Source organism: Micromonospora siamensis (genome assembly GCF_900090305.1).
GTDB lineage: Bacteria > Actinomycetota > Actinomycetes > Mycobacteriales > Micromonosporaceae > Micromonospora > Micromonospora siamensis.
This window is the reverse complement of the sequence record NZ_LT607751.1, coordinates 4,030,531-4,050,866: the sequence shown is the minus strand read 5'-3', so window position 1 is coordinate 4,050,866 and position 20,336 is coordinate 4,030,531. Positions and strand designations below refer to the sequence as shown.

The window sequence follows — 20,336 nt, the reverse complement described above, 5'->3', positions numbered from 1 at the left end:
ACCCTCCTCGTCACGACACCTGCCGCGTCCCGCCCCGTTCACCGTCCGCGACGCTGCGCACCGGGTGCCGCAGGCCGGCCGGCCTCCGGGTCGGCCGGTCCGGTTCCGCCTGGGTGGCCGGGCCGCCGGGCGACCGCGGCCGGACCGGTCCCGGCCGCGGCGTACCGGCCGGCTCGCGTTCGGGCACCCACAGGCCGACCCGGGCGCCGCCGTCCGGCCCGGCGCCCACCACCACCCGGCCGCCGAGCGCCCCGGCGACCGCCCGCACGATGGCCAGCCCCAGACCGGTGCCGGTGGCGGTGGGCCGCCCCGGCCGGCCGTCGACGAGCCGGGGTACGACCTCCGGCGGGATGCCGGCGCCCGAGTCGACCACCTCCACCGTCCACCCGTCGGCGTCGCGCCGGCCGACCAGCGCGATCCGGTCACCGGCCGCGGTGAACTTCACCGCGTTCTCGATGAGGCAGTCCAGGGCCGCCTCCAGCCGCTCGGGGTCGACCCGGCTCTGGCCGACGGCCGACCGGCAGGACCAGTCGCGGTCGGCGGCCGGCGCCCAGCGGCGGGCGATCCGGGCCAGTTCCGCGTCGAGGTCGACCAGCCGGGCCTGGGGCTGCTGCTCCAGCTGCATCAGCGTGACCAGGCGGTGCGCGATGCGGGTGGCCTTGTCCAACTCGTCGAGGACCACCGTGGTGTCCTCCACCGTCGACGGCTCGTCGTGGGTGCTGCGCAGCAGTTCGGTGTAGCCGCGGGCGATGGTCAGCGGGGTCCGCAGCTCGTGCGAGGCGAGCCGGACCAGCAGTTCCCGTTGGTGCGCGCGATCCCGCTCGGACTCCCGCAGGCCCCGCATCTGGCGCAGCAGCACGTGTCGGCGGTGCACGTGCCAGGCCATCACGATGAAGATCACCGCCATCAGCGGTTCCTCGGCGGTCTCCTCCCAGCGGATCTCGCCGACGGCCGCGTGGTGGGCCAGGATCACCCCGGTGGTGGTGGTCACGGCGGCCAGCGCCGCGACCATCCGGGACAGCCGCCAGGTGGTGAAGCCGTAGACCAGCGCCAGGCTGATCCAGACCAGGTGGAACGGGACGGTCTCCTCGCCCGGCAGGAACCACATCAGCGCCACGTTGACGGTGGCGAAGACGATCCAGATCCAGGTCAGCAGGCGGTCAGTCGGTGGCGTACGCATAGCCCACGCCGCGTACGGTCTCGATCCGGTCGGGCCGGTCGAGTCGACCGCGCAGCCGGCGCACCGACACGTCGACCACGTTGCTGCCCGGGTCGAAGTGCAACCCCCACACGTCGGCCAGCAGCTCGTCGCGGCTGCACGGCCGGCCGGCGCGGGTCATCAGGTGCTGTAGCAGCAGGAACTCCCGCAGTGGCAGCTCCACCCGGACGCCGTCGACGGTCACCCGCCGCCGGTGCAGGTCGAGCTGCACCGGCCCGATCCGCAGCCACCGGCCGCCGTCCCCGCCGGGCGCGGGGCGCATCCGGGCCCGGACCCGAGCCAGCAGCTCGGCCACCGCGAACGGCTTGCCGAGGAAGTCGGCGGCGCCCGCCTCCAGCACCGCGACCCGGGTGCTGATCTCCGGCACGGCGGACAGGACCAGCACCGGCTGCTCCGGTCGCCGCTCGCGCAACTGGTCCAGCACCTGGCGCCCGTCCAGGCCGGGCAGCATCAGGTCCAGCACCACCAGGTCGTAGTCGCGGCGCAGCGCCGCGTCGAGCCCGGCGCTGCCGGAGGACGCCCGCTCGGTCAGCAGGCCACCGCCCTCCAGCGCGCGGGTGACCAGTCGTCCGATCCGTTCGTCGTCCTCGATCACCAGTACCCGTCCCACCGTGCCCCCACAGCCGTCGGTGACTTTCTGGCGTCTATATGAAGCTCCCCTCGCGTTCGTTCACGCTTCCGCCGAACGGGGCACAGTTCCTGTCGTAGATGCGACACGTGCGGTCGCCCGAGGATGACGCTCCGATGACGGCGTCGTCATGAACGGTCGTCGACCCGCCACCGCCACCCATGCTCCTCACACCAGCCCGGCCGCGCACCGTCGCGGCGGGCCACCGCTGACCGAGGGGGTGAGGGCATGCCGCGTCGTTCCACCTGGCCGCGCTGGTTCGTGTCCGCCTGTTGCCTGCTGCTCGTCGGGATCGTCGTACCGCCGCGACCGGCCGCCGCCGAACCGACCACCGGCGCGATCACCCTGGCCGTGGTGAGCGCCCGCACGGTCGGGCCGCGACCGCAGGTCCAGCGGGGCGACCCGGTGTCCGCCTACCACTGGCTGATCACCGCCGACGACTCCGGCGACCCGCACGACGCCCCGGAGCACTGCCTGCCGGCCCGCGCCGGGGTGGCCAGCGCGCCGGACTTCGCCGACCACTGCCGCTGGCCGTCCATCCGCAACACCCCCGGTGCGGTGCCGGTGGTCGCCCAGGGCGACCAGGACACCCTGGCCGCCGGTACGCCGCTGGACGGCCTGCCCGCCGGCCGCTACCTGATCTCGGTCACCGCCGACGGCTACAAGATCGACGGAGAGCACTTCACCGTGACGCCGGGCCGGACCACCGACGTGAGCGTCGGCATGCAGCCGTACCCGCTGCCGCTGGGCACCGTGCGGCTGCGCGTCTTCGAGGACGCCGCGCCGGTCGACGGCACGTACGAGGTCGGCGCGGAGCACGGGCTGGCCGGTTTCACCGCGCACCTGGCCGACGTGATGGGCGAGGTGACCGTCGACTACTACGGCAACCCGCTGTGCACGCGGTACGCGCACACCGCGCCGGACGCCGACCACCCGACCGGTCGGGTCGTCTTCGACGACGACGGCCGACCGGTGATCGCGGAGGAGTCCACCGGCTGCCGCAGCGACGCCGACGGCGACATCACCATCCCCAACCTCGGCCCCGACCGGTACGCGGCGCAGGTCGTCGCGCCCGGCGGACGCAGCTGGGTGCAGACCACCACCCTGGAGGGCGGCCACGACTGGGACGTCTGGGTGCAGGAGGGCGACACCGGCTACGACACCGAGCAGACCCTCGGCGGTGAGCCGGTGCCGTACGTCGACTTCGGGTTCGTCTCCCCGACGCCGCTGTCCGGCACGGCGTCCGGGGCGATCACCGGCACCGCCGTTCAGGCGTACACCTATGTCGGTGGCCAGGGCGGGGTCACGCTGCCGGCCGACGGGGTGGCCGGGGCGAAGATCGCCGGGCCGGTGGCCCGGCCCTGGGTGGCCCTGTCCGACCTGGGCGACGGCGACCGGATGGTCTACCTGGACCGGGGTGGCGCGGACGGCTCGTTCCGGATCCCGAACGTGCCCGACGGCGACTACCAGCTGACCCTCTGGGACGGCCCGCAGGAGATGCTGCTCGATTCGTTCAACGTCACGGTCAGCGGCGGGCGGACCGTCGACGTCGGGGCGAAGCCGCTGGTCGGCTGGTTCACCGAGATCACCGGCACGGTCTTCGTCGACACCAACGGCAACGGCCGGCAGGACCCGGGGGAGAAGGGCGTGCCGCGTTTCCCGGTGGTCCTCAAGGAACGCGACAACTCCCTGATGGACCAGGGCACCAACAGCGTGGTCACCGACAGCGCCGGGCACTACGCCATCAAGGAGGCTTACCCGCTGACCAGGTGGCTGGTGCTGGAGGCGTTCAACACCCGCTACAAGACCACCGGCATCACCTTCCAGGCACCCAACGAGCCGACCCCGACCACGCTGCTCGGCGCGGCCGTCGACGTCGACGTGCTGCCCATCATCGGGCTCACCGGCCGGGTCGACTGGGGGGTGCAGCCGTACCGGGGGGCGGAGAACGGCGGCATCGCCGGCACCGTCACCTACGACACCACCCGCAACGAGCTGGACCCCGCGTACGCGGTCACCGAGCCGTACCAGCCGGGCATCCCCGGGCTGAAGGTCCACCTGTACGCGGTGGTGCGCGACGCCGACGGCGAGCCGGTCCGCGAGGCGGACGGGTCGCTGCGGAAGGGGCCGGAGCTCAACGACGCGTACACCTCGGAGACCTGGCAGCCCGGGCGTGGCTGCACCGCGCGGATGTTCGACGGGCGGCCGCTGACCGACCAGCAGGCCCTGCCCGAATTCGGTCGGGAGGCGAACCAGATGTGCGTGGAGGCCCCGATGATGGGCTTCCAGGCCGCGCCCACGGACAACGACCCGACCAACTTCGGGCAGACCGTCAACGGCAACTACGCCTTCGCCGACTCGAAGCTGAACCTGATCCCGCCGGGCGACCCGGCCAACCCGGGCCCCGACGACGACCTGCCGCTCTACGCCCCGCTGCCCGACGGGCAGACCCAGCCGCTGCCGCCCGACGACTACCTGGTCGCGGTGGAGAGCCCGGACAACCCGGTCGGCGGTGGCGCGATGTACCAGCCGACCCGGGAGGAGGACGTCAACGTCTTCGCCGGCGACGGCTTCCTGCCCCAGGAGAACTTCCCGCCCTCGGCGGACCAGGCCGGCGACCAGCCGGCGCCGCCGGACCCGCAGCCCGACCCGGGTGAGCCGCCGTCGCAGGGCAACGGCATCACCTCCTCCTGTGCCGGCGCGCTGCACACCGTGCACGTCACCGACCCGGGCTTCCGCGACGCCGGGGGCAGCCCGTTCGAGGGCCAGTCGCGCCCACTGTGCGACACCAAGCTGGTCGAGGTGCGCGCCGGGCAGGCCAGCGCCCCCAACTTCAACCTCTTCACCCCGGTCCCGCTGCCCACCCACTTCTGGGGGCTGGTCATCAACGACCTCGGCCTCACCCGGGACAAGCGCAGCAGCAACTTCGGCGAGGCGGAGGGCCTCCCGGACGTCCCGGTCGGCCTCTACGACTGGGCGGGCCGGCTGGTGGACACGGTGGACACCGACTTCAACGGCATGTACGAGGCGATCGAGCCGTCGACCAGCACGTACAACTGCCCGCTGCCGGCCGGGCCGTGCCCGAACATGTACCGCTTCGTCGGCAACGACCCCGGCCAGCCGGGGCACCTCAACGCCAACTGGAACCCCCGCTACCGCACCATCGCCACCAACTTCCAGGCCTGGCCGGGCCTGTACACGGTGACCGACACCGCGCCCACCCAGGTCGCGGCGGTGGCCATCGGCGGTGACTCCGGGCAGCTCGGGGCCGTGGTCTGCGACCCGGCCGCCGACGTCCCGCAGGTCTACGCCGCCTCCCGGCCGATCCTGCGCGGCAACGACCCGAACCGGCAGCTCACCCTGACCGGCAGCGGCTTCGGCACCACCCCGGGGCGGGTCGACGTCACCGGCTTCGCCGACCCCACCGAGGCGCCACGGGTCACCGTGACCTCCTGGTCGGACCGGCGGATCACCCTCACCCTGACCAACCGCGACAACCCGACCGACGAGCTGACCCACGGCGCGGCGGTGCTCAGCGTGACCGCCGCCAACGGCCAGAAGACCGTCGACGGACTCACCCTCCAGATCGTCGGCAACGGCGCGGGCACCGGCAGCCGCGGCAACCCCCGGGTGCTCCAGGTCAACCCGCCCGCCTCGGCGGTCCGGCCGGGGGAGACCACGTACGCCACCGTCCAGGCGGCGCTCGAGGCGGCGAGCCGGGCCGGCGGCACCGCCGTCGTCGCGGTCTGGCCGCACGTCGCCGGCACCGACAACCCGTACGGCGCCTACTACGAGAACGTGGTCGTGCACTCCTCGGTGTGGCTGCGCGGCGTAGGCCCCGGCGGCCGGTACGCCGACGGCACGTACGTCCCCGGGTCGGTGCTCGACGGGCGGGGCTTCGGCATCGACAACCCGGCCGGCGCGGCCTGGGTGGACCTGGTCCGGTCCACCCCGCACGCCGCACCGGCGGAGGTACCCGACGGCGCCGTGGTAACCCTGCTGGCCCGGGAGAACCAGTTCACCCGGCTGAACGCCCCGGCCGTGTCCGGTCTCCGGATCACCGGCGGAAACCAGTCCGACTTCCCCGGCAACGTCAACGCCAACGGCAGCGTGCACACCCCGGTCGGCGCGGACGGCGCGCTGATCACCCAGGGCGGCGGTGTCTACCTGCACTCCCAGCTGCACTATGCGCAGATCACCGACAACGTGATCGCCGCCAACAGCGGCGCGTACGCGGGCGGCGTCCGGATCGGCACGCCGTACGTGGACACCGGCAACGACCACGTCAGCGTCGCCCGCAACCAGATCCGGGACAACGGCGGCACCAACCTGGCCGGTGGCGTCGGCATCTTCGCCGGCAGCGCGGGCTACTCGGTGGACCACAACGCGGTCTGCGGCAACTTCTCCGCCGAGTACGGCGGCGGGATCAGCCACTACGGCCGCTCCGCCGGCGGGAAGATCACCAACAACCGGATCTGGCTCAACCAGTCGTACGACGAGGCCGGCGGGGTGATGGTCGCCGGTGAGCTGCCCGCGGACCCGACGAAGCTGTCGCCCGGCTCCGGCGCGGTCACGATCGACCGCAACCTGGTGGAGGCGAACCTGGCCAACGACGACGGCGGTGGGGTCCGGCTGCTCCAGGTCGGCAACGTGCCGGTCACGGTGACCGACAACATGCTGGTGGACAACATCTCCACCCACGAGGGCGGCGGCATCGCCCTCGACGACGCGCCGGACGTGCGGTTCGTGGCCAACACGGTGGCCGGAAACCTGACCACCGCCACGGCGGCCACCAGCACCGGCCGCGCCGCTCCGGCCGGCCTGTCCACCGCCGCGAACAGCGACCAGCTCCAGGCGGTCCTGCCGGCCGGCTCACCCACGTTCAGCAGGCCGAAGATGTTCGACAACGTCTTCTGGGACAACCGGGCCGGTGAGTGGAACGGCGTCTCGGTCACCGGCATCGGCGCGGCCGGCGCCGCCGCCGGCGAGGCGGTGCGGCACTGGGACATGGGCTCCGCCGACGGGGTCGGACCGCTCACCCCGACCGAGTCGGTGTTGCAGGAAACCACCGGCACCGCGCCGAGCGCCACCAACCGGGTGGGCCTCGACCCCAGGTTCCGCAACCCGTTCCCGGTGTCGGTGTCGGTGCTCACCTCCCGCACCTTCCCGACCTTCCGGCAGGCGGTGATCGTGCTCCAGCAGGTGCCGCTGACCCGGATGGGCGACTGGCACCTCACCGACGCCACCTCGTCCGCCAGCGACCTGGGCGTCCTCACCCGCACCTACGGCACCACCACCGTGGTCGCCCCGCCCGTCGACATCGACGGGCAGCCCCGGGCGCTCCCGCACCCCGACGCGGGCGCCGACGAACTGCCCGTGGTCCCACTCGCCCCGACCCGCCGGCCCCGCTGACCCGTACCGGCACCCGGCCGGCCGGGACCGGCCGGTACGCCGGGGGCGGTCGACCCACAGCGGCCGCCCCCGGACCCCGACCCATCGAGGAGGAGATCGTGACCGATCCCGTACGGCAGGGGAGCATCAGCCGGCGTGCCCTGCTGGCCGGCCTCACCGGTCTGGGCACCTGGGCGGTCCTGCCGGAGAGCGGCTCCGACGCCCAGCCGCGCCGGCCGGCGGCCCTGCTACCCCGGGCGGTGCCGAACCCGACGGCCAGCCTGCACCTGGCCGCCACCGACGGCTGGGTCTCCATGCCGCAGGGCTCCCCGCCGATCAGCCCGTTCTGGCCGGACCCGCTCGCCCCGGCCGGCTCCGACCTGTACGTCTTCGGCTTCCGCGACGTCACCGGCCTGTCGGCGACGGAGGTGACCGCCCAGCGGGGAAAGGCGCAGATCAGCGCCCCGCTGCTCGGCTTCGACCAGGAGACCGACATCACGATCAAGCTGTCCAACCTCGGGCTGTCGCAACGACCCGACCTGGTCGACGGGCACACCGTGCACTGGCACGGCTTCCGCAACGCCATCCCGCTCTTCGACGGCGTGCCGGAGCTGTCCATCTCGGTGCCGATCGGCCGGGAGTTCACCTACTTCTTCCGACCGCACGACGCCGGCACGTACATGTACCACTGCCACTTCGAGGACGTCGAACACGTGCAGATGGGCATGACCGGCGTCGTCTACGTCCGGCCCACGCAGAACGCCGGCACCGCGGACGTGCCACCGGGCAGGTACGTCTACAACGACGGGGACGGGACCACCCGCTACGACCGTGAGTTCGCCTTCATGCTCGGCGAGGTGTGGGCGGAGGCGCACTACCGGGACGCGCACATCCAGACCACCGACTGGACCGACTACAAGCCCTCCTTCTTCACCCTCAACGGGCGCTGCCACCCGGACACCCTGGCCCCCAACGGGGACCCGCTCAGCCCGGCCGCCGGGCGGCTGCGCTACCAGCCGATCTCGTCGCTGATCACCGCCAACGCGGGGGAGCGGGTGCTGCTGCGGCTGGCCAACCTCGGCTACCAGAACCACACGCTCACCGTGGACGGTGTCGACCTGCTGGTGGTCGGCAAGGACGCCGCGCTGCTGCGTGGCCGCGACGGCAGCGCCGAGTACCAGGTCACCAGCACCGTGCAGATCGGACCGGGGGAGAGCCGCGACGTCATCCTCACCGCACCGGAACCCGGCACGTACCTGCTCTACGACCGCGACCTGACGTCGCTGGCCAACGCCGGCGGCGGGCGGGGCGGCCAGCTCACCGAGATCCGGATCTCGCCGCCCGGCACGCTCCCGGCGCAGACCCGGGCGAACGCCTGAGATGGGGGTACCGATGCTTCCTGCGAACCTCGGCCGGTGGAAGCGGCTGAGCGCGGTGCCGCTCGCGGCGGCCGTCGTCGCCGTGCTCGTCGTCCCCGGGCCGGACCGGGTGGCCGCCAGCCCGCCCGCCGGCCTGGAGTGCCGGACCGCCGCCGACAACGCCTTCGACCTCACCGCCACCGGCGGGTACGCGGCCATGCCCGACGGCAACACGATCTACATGTGGAGCTACGCCTCCGGCGGCGGGGAGTTCCAGCTGCCCGGCCCGACGCTCTGCGTCACCTCCGGCGCGAAGGTGACCGTCGTGCTGCACAACAGCCTGCCGGAGCCCACCTCGATCACCTTTCCCGGCCAGGCCCAGGTGCTCGCCGACGGGCGGCCGGCCCAGCCCGAGACCGACGCCAGCGGCACCCTCACCTCGCTGACCACCACCGCCGCGGCGAACACCGGCGCGGTCACCTACACCTTCACCGCCGGCCCGCCGGGCACCTACCTCTACCAGTCCGGCACCGACATCCAGAAGCAGGTGCAGATGGGGCTCTACGGCGCCCTCGTGGTCCGCCCCACCGGCCACCCGGACCGGGAGAACGACCGGGCCGACTCGGCGTTCGACCCCGACCACGAGTACCTCTACCTGCTCGGCGAGATCGACCCGGACCTGCACCTGGCCGTCGAACGCAGGCGGGCGTACGACTTCACGAGGTACAAGGCCCGCTACTTCACCATCAACGGGCGCAGCATGCCGGACACCATCGCCCCCAACCACGCCGAGTGGCTGCCCGCCCAGCCGTACGGGGCGTTGATCCACATACGCCCGTACGACCCGGTGGGCAACCCGAAGCCGGCGCTGATCCGCTACCTCAACGCCGGATCGGTGGCCTACCCGTTCCACCCGCACGGCAGCGACGAGCAGCTGATCGCCCGGGACGGCCGGCCCGCGCAGGGCCCCACCGGGCAGGACCTCTCCTTCTCCAACTTCCTCATCGACGTCTCACCGGGTCAGACCGTCGACACCCTGATGATCTGGAAGGACGCCGAGCACTGGGACCCGCAGGGCAATCCGATCCCGGTGCCGCTGCCCTCGTTGCAGGACCAGATCGTCGGCCCCGGCCCGGAGACCTGGTTCGCGGAGAACCCGTACCTCGGTGGGACGCCCGGGGAGCTGCCGCCCGGCGTGGTGCAGAACAACGAGTGCGGCGAGTACTACCACGTGGCGCACAGTCACGCGCTGGAACAGGCCACCAACTACGGGGCGAGCTTCGGCGGGATGATGACGCTGATCCGCATCGACCCGCCCGCCGGGTGCCCGGCGTGACCAGGCAGGGGAGGGCGACGATGAGATCGACCCGTACGCGTCGGCTGCTCGCCGGGGTGGCGGTGGCGCTGCTGGCGCTCGGCCCGGCGCCGGCCCGCGCCGCGGCCCCACCCGCCGCGACACCCACCGGGCGGGCGGCGACCCTGACCGGTGACCCCGCCCCGCCACAGGGCGTGCTGCCGCAGACCGGCTGCCGGCTCGGCGACGGCACGGCCACCTGCGACGTGTGGGCGAAGCCCGGCACGGTCGTGCTGCCCGGCGCGTCGGCACCCGTGCCGATCTGGGGGTTCGCCGGCGCCGACACCGCGCCGGCCACCCTGCCCGGTCCGGTGCTCGTGGTCGACCAGGGTCAGCGGGTGACCGTCACGGTGCACAACGGACTCGCCGACGCCCTGTCGTTGGCCTTCCCGGCGGTTACCGGGCTCGCCCCGGACCGCACCGGCGCGGCGCCCGGCGGAACCCGCAGCTACACCTTCACCGCCACCCGCCCCGGCACCTACCTGTACGAGGCCGGCCACACCGCCCTCGGCGCCCGGCAGGTCGCCATGGGCCTGGTCGGGGCGCTGGTGGTGCGCGCCCCCGCGGCCGGCGGGCGGCCCAGCGCGTACGGCGACTCCACCAGCGTCTACGACGACGAGGCGGTGCTGGTGCTCACCGAGGTGGACCCGGCGTTCAACGCCGCCCCGCTCAGCTACGACCTGCGCGCCTACGCGCCGAAGTACCGGCTGATCAACGGCAAGGCGTTCCCGGAGACCGACGTGATCGCCACCGACGTCGGCCGGCGCGTGCTGCTGCGCTACGTCGCCGCCGGTGTGCAGCCGCACCCGATGACCCTGTTCGGCCTGGACCAGGCGATCGTCGGGCAGGACGCCCGGCCGGCCGCGTACCCGGAGGCGGCGGTGACCGTGCCGCTGCAACCCGGACAGGCGGTCGACGCCGTGGTCGCCGTTCCGGCCGGCCCGGACGGGCGGCGCTTCGCCCTCGCCGAGTCCGGCGGGCAGCTCAACAACGCCGGCCAGCGCTACGGCGTCACGGTCACCGGCGTCAGCCCGCAGCAGGCCTTCGGCGGCATGCTGACCTTCCTGGACACCAACCCGCCCGCAGACAGCGGCGACCACGTCGGGCCGACGGCCGGCAACGTGCGGGCCGCCCCGAATCCGGCGAGCGTACGGGACACGGTGACCGTCACCGCCGACTTCACCGACGCCCGCAACGGCAACTCGGTGGTGGACCGGGCCGAGGCGGTCGTCGACGACCTGCGGATCGCCGAGGGCACCGGCCTGGCGTTCACCGGCGCGGGCTTCGGCGCCGGCCCGACCGTCACCGGGGCCACCGCCACCCTCCCCGCCGACCTGCTCACCACCCTCACCCAGGGCCGGCACACCATCTGGGTACGCGGCCACGACGCCGCCGGCAACTGGGGAGTGGTCGGCAGCACCACCCTCAACCTGGCGGTCACCGGGGCGGTCACCACCGGCGTGACGCTCACCCCGACCCCCACCACCGGCACCGGCGACATCACGATCGCCGCCTCCGCCGACGACTCCGGCCTCGGCGGCACCGTCACCGCCGCCGAATACTTCGTGGACACCACCGGCGGCAACGGCACCGGCACCCCGCTCGCCCTGGCCAACCCGGGCGCCGCCGCCACCGGTGAGTCGGGCACCGTCCCGGCCGTGGTGGCCGCCGCCCTGGCCGAGGGACGGCACACCGTGCTCGTGCACACCCGCGACTCGTTCGGCCTGTGGGGCCCGTACGCCACCGCGGACCTGGTGGTCGACCGGACCGTGCCGACCCTGCTCTCCGGCGCGGTCGACCCGGCCACCACCGACGGGCGGCAGGGCTCCGCGTCCGACCCGACCGGCCTGCGCATCAACGCCGCGTTCACCGACCCCACCGCGGGCGGGGTGCACTCGGTGGTCAGCGCGGCGGAGGGCTTCCTCGACGTGGCCGGGGCCGACGGCACCGGGTTCACCTTCGTCGCCCTCGACGGGTCGTTCAACGGCGCCACCGAGAACACCTACGGGCTGCTGCCGCTGACCGAGCTGACCGGGCTGGCCGACGGCGCCCACCAGGTGCTGGTGCACGCCCGCGACAGCGCCGGCAACTGGGGCCCGCTGGCCCCGGTCACCTTCACCCTGGACCGCGCCGGACCGGTGGTCACCGCGGTCACCGCCACCCCGAACCCGACCGCCCGGGCGGCGACACTCACCCTGAGCGCCACCGCCGTCGACGCGGCCTCCGCGGTCACCACCGCCGAGTGGTACGAGGGCGCCGACCCCGGCGTCGGCCACGGCCGTCCCATGACGGTCGCCGGCACGGCCGTCACCGCCACGGTGGCCCTCAACGGCTTCAGCGCCGGCAACCACACCCTGCGGGTCCGCGCCCGCGACGCGCTGGGCAACTGGGGTACGGCCGGCGCGGTCACCGTCGCCGTCGACCCGCCGGACGCGATCTTCGCCGACGCGTTCACCACAGGCACCAGCGCCTGGTCCCGGGTGGTCGGCACGGTGTCGGCCGGCACCGGCCAACTCGTCGCCGGCACCGTCGGGTACGCCGTCGACGACACCCCGGCCGCGGAACGCACCATCCACACCAGGGCGGACGTCGTTCTGGGCACCTTCAACCCGCAGACCGCCGTGGTGACCGTCGAGCAGTTGACCAACGCGTCGGGCGCGGCGGTGGCCGTCGTCCAGTACCGGCGCAACGGCACCACCAACCAGTTCCGGCTCGGGCTGCTGCGGCCGGCCGGCTGGACGTACACCGGTTGGGTGGCCGCGAACGGCGGCACGGTCCGGCTGGACTGGGCCTCGGCCACCGCGGGGTCGGCCACCCTCAAGGTCGGCACCGTCTCCGTCGGCACGCTGACCGGCGACACCAGCGGCCGGACCGTGGAGTCGGCGGCGCTGGGCCTGGTCGCCCGCACCGCCACCACCACCGGCTCGCTGAGCTTCGACAACTACGCCTCCACCCGCTACACCGCACCCTGACGCCACGTGGGGCCGGGTCACCGCCCGGCTCCACCGTCCCCCGAGGAGGCCCGACGATGGCCGCGATCCCGTTCCGCATCCCCCGTCCCCGCCCTGGCCGGCTGGTGCTCCCGCTGCTCGTCCTGGCGCTGGTCGCGATCTCGATCGTCCGCTTCGGCGGGTACGCCGCCGCCCGACCGGGCTACACGGTCCCGCACGACGGGCAGCTGGAGGCCGCCCTGGGCGTCCGCTTCACCCAGGCGGCCGTGGTGGGCGACGGCGGCCTGGTGGAGCTGCGCTACCTGGTGCTGGACACCCAGAAGGCGTCCGCCTTCCAGAACGACACGAAGCATCCGCCCCGGCTGCGCAACGAGCGCTCCGGCAAGCTGGCCTGGCGGGCGGCGCTGATGAAGCAGGGCCACGAGCTGCGCCCCGGCCAGAGCTACTACCTGCTCTACCTGAACAAGGACGGCGCGGTACGACGCGGCGACACCATCGAGATCACGTCGGGCCAGCGCCGCCTGGCCCACGTGCCGGTGCGGTGACCGGCGTGCCCCGGATCGGCCGGCTGCTGCTCGCCGTCGGCGTCGCCGCCCTGACGGTGCTGGCCGGACCCGCGCCCGCGCAGGCCCACGCCTACCTGGCCAGCAGCGCGCCGGCCGACGGCGCGGTCCTGGACCGGGCGCCGGAGACGCTGACCCTGGCCTTTACCGAGCACGTGGAACTCGCCGCCGCCCGGGTCGGCCTGGTCGACGGGGACGGCCGGCACTGGGCGGTGACCGGGCTGGCGCTGCGCGACACCGACGGCGCGCCGCTCGCCGAGGACGCCGACAGCGAGGAACCGGTCACCCTGGTCGCCGGGCTGCCCGCGCTGCCACCCAACACGTACCACGTCTCCTGGCGGACGCTCTCCTCCGACGACCTGCACACCACCCGCGGCACCCTGGTCTTCGGCGTCGGCCGGCAGGTCACCGCCGCCGGCGTGGCCGGCCCGGTCGGCCCCGGCCCCCGGGAGACCGCCGCCCGCGCCGTCGGCCTGCTCGGCCTGTCGGTGCTGCTCGGCGGTGCCGCGCTCGCCGCGCTGCACGCCGCCGGCACCCGCCGCGCCGACCCGGCGGCGCTCGCGCCGCGCCGCCGGTTGCTCATCGTCGCCGGGTACGCGGGCATCGTCGCCCTGCTCGCCGCGCCCCTGCTGCTGGCCGTCCAGCTGGCCGGGACGGGCGACCGGTGGCGCCTGCTGGCCACGCAGCTCACCAGCGGTCGTTGGCTGCTCCGCGAGGCCGGCACGGCCGCGCTGGTGGTGGTGGCGCTGCTCGCCGCCCGCCGAATCGCCCACGGCCCGTCACCCGTCGTCCCGCCGGACGTACTCCCGCCCGCCGGGGTCGATCGTGCGTCGGGCGCGCCGATGACCGGTCGCCCGGCCCGCCGGGTGCCGGTGACCGTGGTCGTCGGCGCGCTCGGGGCGGTCGCGGCGGCCGCCGGCACCGCGCTGCTCGGTCACCCGATGGGCGGCCCCTGGCGGACCGCCCTGGTCGGCGGGGTGCACGTGCTCGCCGCCGGCGGCTGGGCGGGCAGTGTGCTGGCCGCCGCCCTGGCCCTGGTGCCCCTGCTGCGGCACGCCCCCGACCGTGCGCCGCAGGTACGCGCCCTGCTGCGGGCCTTCGCCACCCTCGCCGTGGCCTGCCTCGCCCTGCTGGTCGTCACCGGGCTGCTGCTCACCGGCCCGCAGGTGGCCTCGGTGGACGCCCTGGTCGGCTCCCCGTACGGGCTGCTGCTCGTGGCCAAGGTCGCCGTGGCCGTCGGGGCCGGGCTGCTCGGCGCGCGGACCGCCCGGCGGCTGCGCCGTACCGACCTGCCCCGGCGCGGGCTGCGCGTCGAGGCCGCTCTGCTCGCCGTCGCGCTCGGCCTGGCCGGGGCGCTCGCCGCCGCCGGTCCGGGCCGGGGGCCGGCGTTCCCGCCGACCGCCGTCGCGGGCGCCGAGCCGCAGGTCACCGGCCAGATGTCCGACCTGGTCGACACCGTGGCCCTGCGGCCGAACCGGCCCGGACGCAACATCGTCAGCGTCGGCGTCGACGACACCCGCCGCCCGGCCCCCGGCCCGGTGACCGGGGTGTCGCTGCTGCTCACCGGCCCGAACGGGGAACGGGCGGTGCATCCGGTCACGCGCACCGGCGACGGTTGGGTGGTGACCGTGGACGACATCCACAGCCCCGGCCGGTGGCGGGTGGGGGTGACCGTGCTCCGCGACGGCCTGCCCCCGGTCACCGACACCCACCCGTGGACCGTCCCGGCCGGTGCGTCCACCGCCGCCCCGGTACGCGTCTCGGCGGCCCCGCTACGACCGGTGCTGGACCGGGCGGCGCTGCTGCTGGCGGTCGTCGCGACCGGGCTGGCGCTCGGCGCGGGCGGGCGACGGTGGCGTGCCCGGCGTGCGGGCCGCCCGGCTCCGGGTGGGCGGCACCCTACCCGCTGACAACGGCGGCCGGACGCGAACGGCTGAGCAGGCAACCCGTCCGTGTCGGCGTGGCTAGCCTCGGCGACCATGAGAGGCCTGTCCGCGGCGCTGGCCGCCGCCCTCCTCGCCCCGGTGTCGACGCTGCCGGCGCCCGCCCTGGCCCGGTCCAGGGCGGGCACACCGAACCCCGCCCTGGCTCAGGTCCGGACCGGAGCGCCGGGCAGGGCCGGCCGGCTGGCCGCCGGGCCGCCGTGCCCGAACGTCCCCGCCCCGGCCACCCCGCCACCGCAGCCGCCGCCCATGCCCGACCCGGCCGCCCGGGCCGTCGGTGGTGCGGCGCTGGCCACCGCCGGCCTGGTGACGCCCCCGTCGGCGCCCGCGCCGCCGCCGGTCACCGCGACCTCGTGGGTGGTCGCCGACCTGGACAGCGGCGCGGTGCTCGGCGGGTGCGGCCCCCACGAGTACGCCAGCCCGGCGAGCGTGCAGAAGCTGCTGCTCGCGGCCACCATGTTGCCGCGGCTGGACCCGAACCGGGAGGTCACCCTGACCGCCGGGGACCTGGCCATCGAGCCGGGCAGCTCGGCGGTCGGCCTGGCCGAGGGCGGCCGGTACCGGATCGAGACGATCTGGCTGGGACTGCTGCTGAAGTCCGGCAACGAGGCGGCCAACGCCCTGGCCCGGCTCGGCGGGGGCCCCGACGGGCTGGCCGGCGGGGTGCGGGCGATGAACGAGGAGGCCAGGCGGCTCGGCGCGCTCCAGACCCACGCCGTCACCCCGTCCGGCCTGGACGGGCCCGGCCAGTTCACCAGCGCGTACGACCTGGCGTTGATCGCCCGGGCCTGCTTCGCCGATCCGGCGTTCCGCCGGTACACCGCGACCCGGGTGGCGGAGATCCCCGGCCAGCCGGCCCTGCACGAGAAGCCGTTCCAGATCCAGAACGACAACCAGCTGCTCGACCACTACCCGGGGGCGTTAGGCGGCAAGACCGGCTTCACCGACGTCGCCCGGCACACCTACGTGGGGGCGGCCGAGCGGGGCGGCCGGCGGCTGGTGGTGACCCTGCTCGGCGCGGAGATCCCCACCCAACGCGGCTGGCAGCAGGGCGCCGCCCTGCTCGACTGGGGGTTCGCCCTGCCCCGCGACGCGTCGGTGGGCCGGCTGGTCCGTCCCGGCGAGACGACGTCCGCGAGCCCGTCGGCGACGGTGGCGGCGTCGGCGCTCGCCGGGGGCGCGGGGCTGAACGGGACGGCCACCGGCGGTGCCGGCGGGTGGCCGGGCAGCACGCCGGCCGCCGCGGCGGGCGTCCTGGTGGTCGCCGGAGGCGCGGTCCTGCTGGCCCGCCGCCGCCGGCAGGCCGCCCGGCTCGCCGCCACGTCCAGCGCCCTGCCGACGCCGAAACTTCCGGAACCCGACTGAAAGGGGGGCCGGTCGACTCAGCGACGCCCGGACGGGACCGCCGAGCTGTCCCGCACCACCAGCTCGGTGGCCAGCTCCACCCGGGGTGACTCGATCTGCTCACCCCGGGCGAGCCGCAGCACGGTGCGGGCGGCGAGCCGCCCCATCTCGACCAGCGGCTGCCGGACCGTGGTCAGCGGCGGCGAGGCCCAGCGGGCCTCCGGCAGGTCGTCGAAGCCGACCACGCTGACGTCGTCGGCCACCCGTGAGCCGTGCCGACGGATCGCCTCGTACACCCCGAAGGCCATCTGGTCGCTGGCCGCGAAGATGGCGGTCGGCGGCTCGGCCAGGTCGAGCAGCGCGGTGCCCGCGGCGAAGCCGGAGGCGTGGTAGAAGTCGCCGGGCCGGACCAGCCGGTCGTCCAGCGGCACGCCGGCCCCCTCCAGCGCCGCCCGGTAGCCGTCCAGCCGGGCCCGGCTGCACAGCAGGTGGGTGGGGCCGGCGACGAAGCCGATCCGGCGGTGCCCGAGTTCGAGCAGGTGCTGGGTGGCGGCGATCCCGCCGGCCCAGTTGGTCGCGCCGACGGTCGGCACGTCCGTGGCGGGGGCGCCGGCCGGGTCGACCACCACCACCGGCACGTTGAGCCGGCGCAGCTGGGCGTGCAACGGCTGGGTCACGTCCGAGGTCACCAGGATGACCCCGTCGCTGGCCCGGGCCCGCAGGTTCTGCAACCACTGCCGGGTCGAGGTGGACCGGCTGTGGATGGCCGAGACGACGGTGCCGACGCCGGCGTTGTGCCCGACGTCCTCCACCCCACGGATGATCTCCACCGCCCACGGGCTGTCCAGGTCGTTGAAGACCAGGTCCACCAGCTCGGCGCGGGTCACCGTACGCGCGGAGCGGCGTTGGTAGCCGTGGTGACGCAGCAGCTCCTCCACCCGTTCCCGGGTGCCGGGGGCGACGTCGGACCGGCCGTTGAGCACCCGCGACACCGTCGGCACCGAGACGCCGGCCTCCCGCGCGATCGCGGTGATGGTCACCCTGCGTTCGTCGTCCGCGCCCACCGCGTCTCCTTCACCCCACCGTGCCGCCCCGGCTCATCTTGCCGTACCGGCGTGGGTGCTCGACAGCGCGGAAGGGGCCCGGCGTTCCGAGACGTTGCGGAGTTGTTCCGGAAGCCCTGCACCCGCCGGACGTCACCCGCGGGGACGACCGGCGGGTCCGGCTCAGCCGATCGTGCTGGTCGTCCACCGCGGCGAGTCGTTGGTGACCGGCACGGTGTCGCCGACCAGGACGGTCGACGTCCCGGTCTCCCGCCGCGCGCTCGTGCCCACCCAGAGTTCGACGTCGCCGGGCTCCACGACCCGGGTGAGCGTACGGTCGGAGAAGGCCAGCCGGGTGGTGGGCACCGTCAGCGCGACGGTGACCGACCGGCCGGGCTCCAGGTGGACCCGCCGGTAGCCCAGCAGCTGCGCCACCGGGCGGGTCACCGAGGCCACCGGGTCGTGGCCGTAGAGCTGCACCACGTCGTCGCCGGCGACCGGGCCGGTGTTCGTCACGCGTACCGTCACGGGCAGCGCCCCGTCGGTCGGCACGGTGGCCGGCACGGTGAGGTCGGTGTACGCGAACGTGGTGTAGGACAGGCCGTGGCCGAACTCCGCCACCGGTGTCGCCGGCAGGTTGGTCACCTCGCTGCCCTGGCCCAGTGCCGGGTGCAGGTACGAGTACGGCTGGGCACCCGCCGACCGGGGCAGGCTGACCGGCAGCCGACCCGACGGGTTCACCCGCCCGGAGAGGACGCCGGCCACCGCCTGGGCCCCCTCCTCGCCGGGGAAGAACGCCTGCACCACCGCCGCGCAGCGCGACAGCGCCCAGTCGACCGCGTACGGCCGGCCGGTGAGCAGCACCAGGACCACCGGCGTGCCGGTCGCCAGGACCGCCTCCACGAGTTCACGCTGGACGCCGGGCAGCGCCAGGTCCTCCCGGTCACAGCCCTCGCCGACGGTGCCCCGCCCGAACAGGCCGGCGTGGTCGCCGACGACCGCGACGGCCACCTCGGCGGCGGACACCGCGGCGACGGCCTCGGCGATCCCGGACCGGTCGTCGCCGTCCACGTCGCAGCCGCCCGCCCAGGTGACCAGGTCGGTCCCGAACTCGGCGCGGACCGCGTCGAGGACGGTCGGCACGTCGATGCCGGTCGCCACGCCGGGATGCTGGACGAGTACGTGGTTGAGGAACGAGTAGCACCCGAACAGCGCGCCCTGCCGGTCGGCGTTCGGCCCGACGACCGCCAGCCGCCGGCCCGCGGGCAGCGGAAGGACGTCGCGGTTGGCGACCAGCACGACCGACTCCTCCGCGAGCCGGCGGGCGATCGACCGGTGCTCCGGGGAGTCGAGGTCGACCGCCCGGGGCGGCTCGTCGGTGAAGTCGGCGTCGAGCAGCCCCAGGTCCAGCTTCTGGCGCAGGACCCGGAGCACCGCCCGGTCGACCAGCGCCTCGTCGACCCGGCCGGCGCGGACCGCCGCCGGCAGGGTGAGGTAGGCGTCGCCGGTGGGCAGTTCGATGTCGACACCGGCGGTGAGCGCCTGCCCGGCCGCCTCCGCGTGGTCCGCCGCCACGTGGTGCAGCAGGTGCAGGAACGCGACGCCGTAGTAGTCGGCCACCACCGTGCCCTCGAAGCCCCACCGGTCCCGCAGCACGCCGGTCAGCATCGTCGGGTCGGCGGCGACCGGCACCCCGTCGATCTCGGCGTAGGAGTGCATGACGCTGCGGACGTCGCCGTCGAGGACCGCCATCTCGAACGGGGGGAGCAGCACGTCGGCGAGTTCCCGGGGACCGGCGTGCACCGGGGCGAAGTTGCGTCCGGCGCGCGAGGCGGAGTAGCCGGCGAAGTGCTTCACGGTGGCGTGCACCCCCTGCGACTGGAGGCCCCGCACGTAGGACGTGCCGATCGTGCCGACCAGGTACGGGTCCTCGGCGATGCACTCGTCGACCCGGCCCCAGCGCGGGTCCCGGATCACGTCGAGCACCGGGGCGAGACCCTGGTGGACGCCGAGCGCCCGCATCGAGGCCCCGATCGCCGCGGCCATCTCGCCGACCAGTTCGGGATGCCACGCGGCGCCCCAGGCCAGTGGGGTGGGGAAGGTGGCGGCCCGCCACGCCGAGAGCCCGGTGAGGCACTCCTCGTGGACGATGGCGGGGACGCCCAGCCGGGTGTCGGTGACCAGGTTCCGCTGGAACCGCCACAGCTCCTCCGCGCGGGCCACCGGGTCGACCGGGCGGGTGCCGTACGCCCGGGTGACGTGGCCGAGCCCGTGCCGGGCGAAGTCCTCGAGCCGCACGGCCTCGCCGAACTCGCCCTGCAGGGGCGCGACCGCCTCACCGTCCTCCTTCTCCCAGAAGCCGACGAGCTGGGCGACCTTCTCCTCGAGCGTCATCCGGCCGAGCAGTTCGCGTACGCGTGCCTCGCCGGCCGGCCCGGCCGGCCGGTCGTGGTCGGGTGTCGCCCGGGCCGGGGCCGGCCCGTCCACCACCGCGTGGACCTCAGTCATGGTGTGCCTTTCTGGTTGTGCGCGTACCGCTGCC

General features: G+C 74.8%; 11 protein-coding genes. 7 read left to right on the top strand and 4 right to left on the bottom strand.

Going from position 1 to position 20,336, the window contains the following annotated elements; translation table 11 throughout:
• Window positions 1–10: 10 nt before the first annotated feature.
• Together GA0074704_RS18790 and GA0074704_RS18785 are read right to left on the bottom strand one after the other, a co-directional pair.
• Window positions 11–1,180 carry a sensor histidine kinase gene (locus GA0074704_RS18790; RefSeq protein WP_088971718.1) on the bottom strand — a complete coding sequence of 390 codons (1,170 nt, stop codon included), beginning with the start codon at window positions 1,178–1,180 and terminating at the stop codon, window positions 11–13.
• Window positions 1,161–1,829, bottom strand: coding sequence for a response regulator transcription factor (locus tag GA0074704_RS18785; RefSeq protein ID WP_088971717.1), 669 nt, complete (start codon window positions 1,827–1,829; stop codon window positions 1,161–1,163). Before GA0074704_RS18785 ends, GA0074704_RS18790 begins: the two co-directional genes overlap by 20 nt.
• A gap of 246 nt (window positions 1,830–2,075) precedes the next feature.
• On the opposite strand from GA0074704_RS18785, the gene GA0074704_RS18780 reads away from it, so the two are divergent.
• The 7 genes from GA0074704_RS18780 to GA0074704_RS18750 all read left to right on the top strand — a co-directional run bounded on the left by GA0074704_RS18780 (window position 2,076) and on the right by GA0074704_RS18750 (window position 16,772).
• Window positions 2,076–7,259, top strand: a complete 5,184-nt coding sequence (locus GA0074704_RS18780; protein ID WP_088971716.1) for a hypothetical protein — start codon at window positions 2,076–2,078, stop codon at window positions 7,257–7,259.
• 98 nt (window positions 7,260–7,357) lie between these two features.
• Entirely contained in the window at window positions 7,358–8,617 is a 1,260-nt protein-coding gene (locus GA0074704_RS18775) for a multicopper oxidase domain-containing protein (protein WP_088971715.1), read from the top strand.
• Between the two features lie 13 nt (window positions 8,618–8,630).
• Window positions 8,631–9,932: a multicopper oxidase domain-containing protein gene (locus GA0074704_RS18770; RefSeq protein WP_157743721.1), complete on the top strand. Its 1,302-nt coding sequence runs from the start codon at window positions 8,631–8,633 to the stop codon at window positions 9,930–9,932.
• 20 nt (window positions 9,933–9,952) lie between these two features.
• Window positions 9,953–12,922 (top strand): multicopper oxidase domain-containing protein, encoded by a 2,970-nt coding sequence (locus tag GA0074704_RS18765; RefSeq protein ID WP_088971713.1) that lies wholly within the window; start codon window positions 9,953–9,955, stop codon window positions 12,920–12,922.
• A 56-nt stretch (window positions 12,923–12,978) separates the two neighbouring features.
• Window positions 12,979–13,446, top strand: a complete 468-nt coding sequence (locus GA0074704_RS18760; RefSeq protein ID WP_088971712.1) for a hypothetical protein — start codon at window positions 12,979–12,981, stop codon at window positions 13,444–13,446.
• Window positions 13,443–15,374 carry a copper resistance CopC family protein gene (locus tag GA0074704_RS18755; protein WP_088971711.1) on the top strand — a complete coding sequence of 644 codons (1,932 nt, stop codon included), beginning with the start codon at window positions 13,443–13,445 and terminating at the stop codon, window positions 15,372–15,374. The genes GA0074704_RS18760 and GA0074704_RS18755 overlap by 4 nt, the downstream gene beginning before the upstream one ends.
• Before the next feature lie 69 nt (window positions 15,375–15,443).
• Window positions 15,444–16,772 carry a D-alanyl-D-alanine carboxypeptidase family protein gene (locus tag GA0074704_RS18750; RefSeq protein ID WP_088971710.1) on the top strand — a complete coding sequence of 443 codons (1,329 nt, stop codon included), beginning with the start codon at window positions 15,444–15,446 and terminating at the stop codon, window positions 16,770–16,772.
• A gap of 17 nt (window positions 16,773–16,789) precedes the next feature.
• Here GA0074704_RS18750 and GA0074704_RS18745 read toward each other — a convergent pair whose 3' ends face one another.
• Both GA0074704_RS18745 and GA0074704_RS18740 read right to left on the bottom strand, forming a co-directional pair.
• Window positions 16,790–17,815, bottom strand: a complete 1,026-nt coding sequence (locus tag GA0074704_RS18745) for a LacI family DNA-binding transcriptional regulator (protein ID WP_088971709.1) — start codon at window positions 17,813–17,815, stop codon at window positions 16,790–16,792.
• Window positions 17,816–17,977: 162 nt separating this feature from the next.
• Window positions 17,978–20,302 carry a beta-xylosidase/alpha-l-arabinosidase gene (locus GA0074704_RS18740; RefSeq protein WP_088971708.1) on the bottom strand — a complete coding sequence of 775 codons (2,325 nt, stop codon included), beginning with the start codon at window positions 20,300–20,302 and terminating at the stop codon, window positions 17,978–17,980.
• Window positions 20,303–20,336 lie beyond the last annotated feature (34 nt).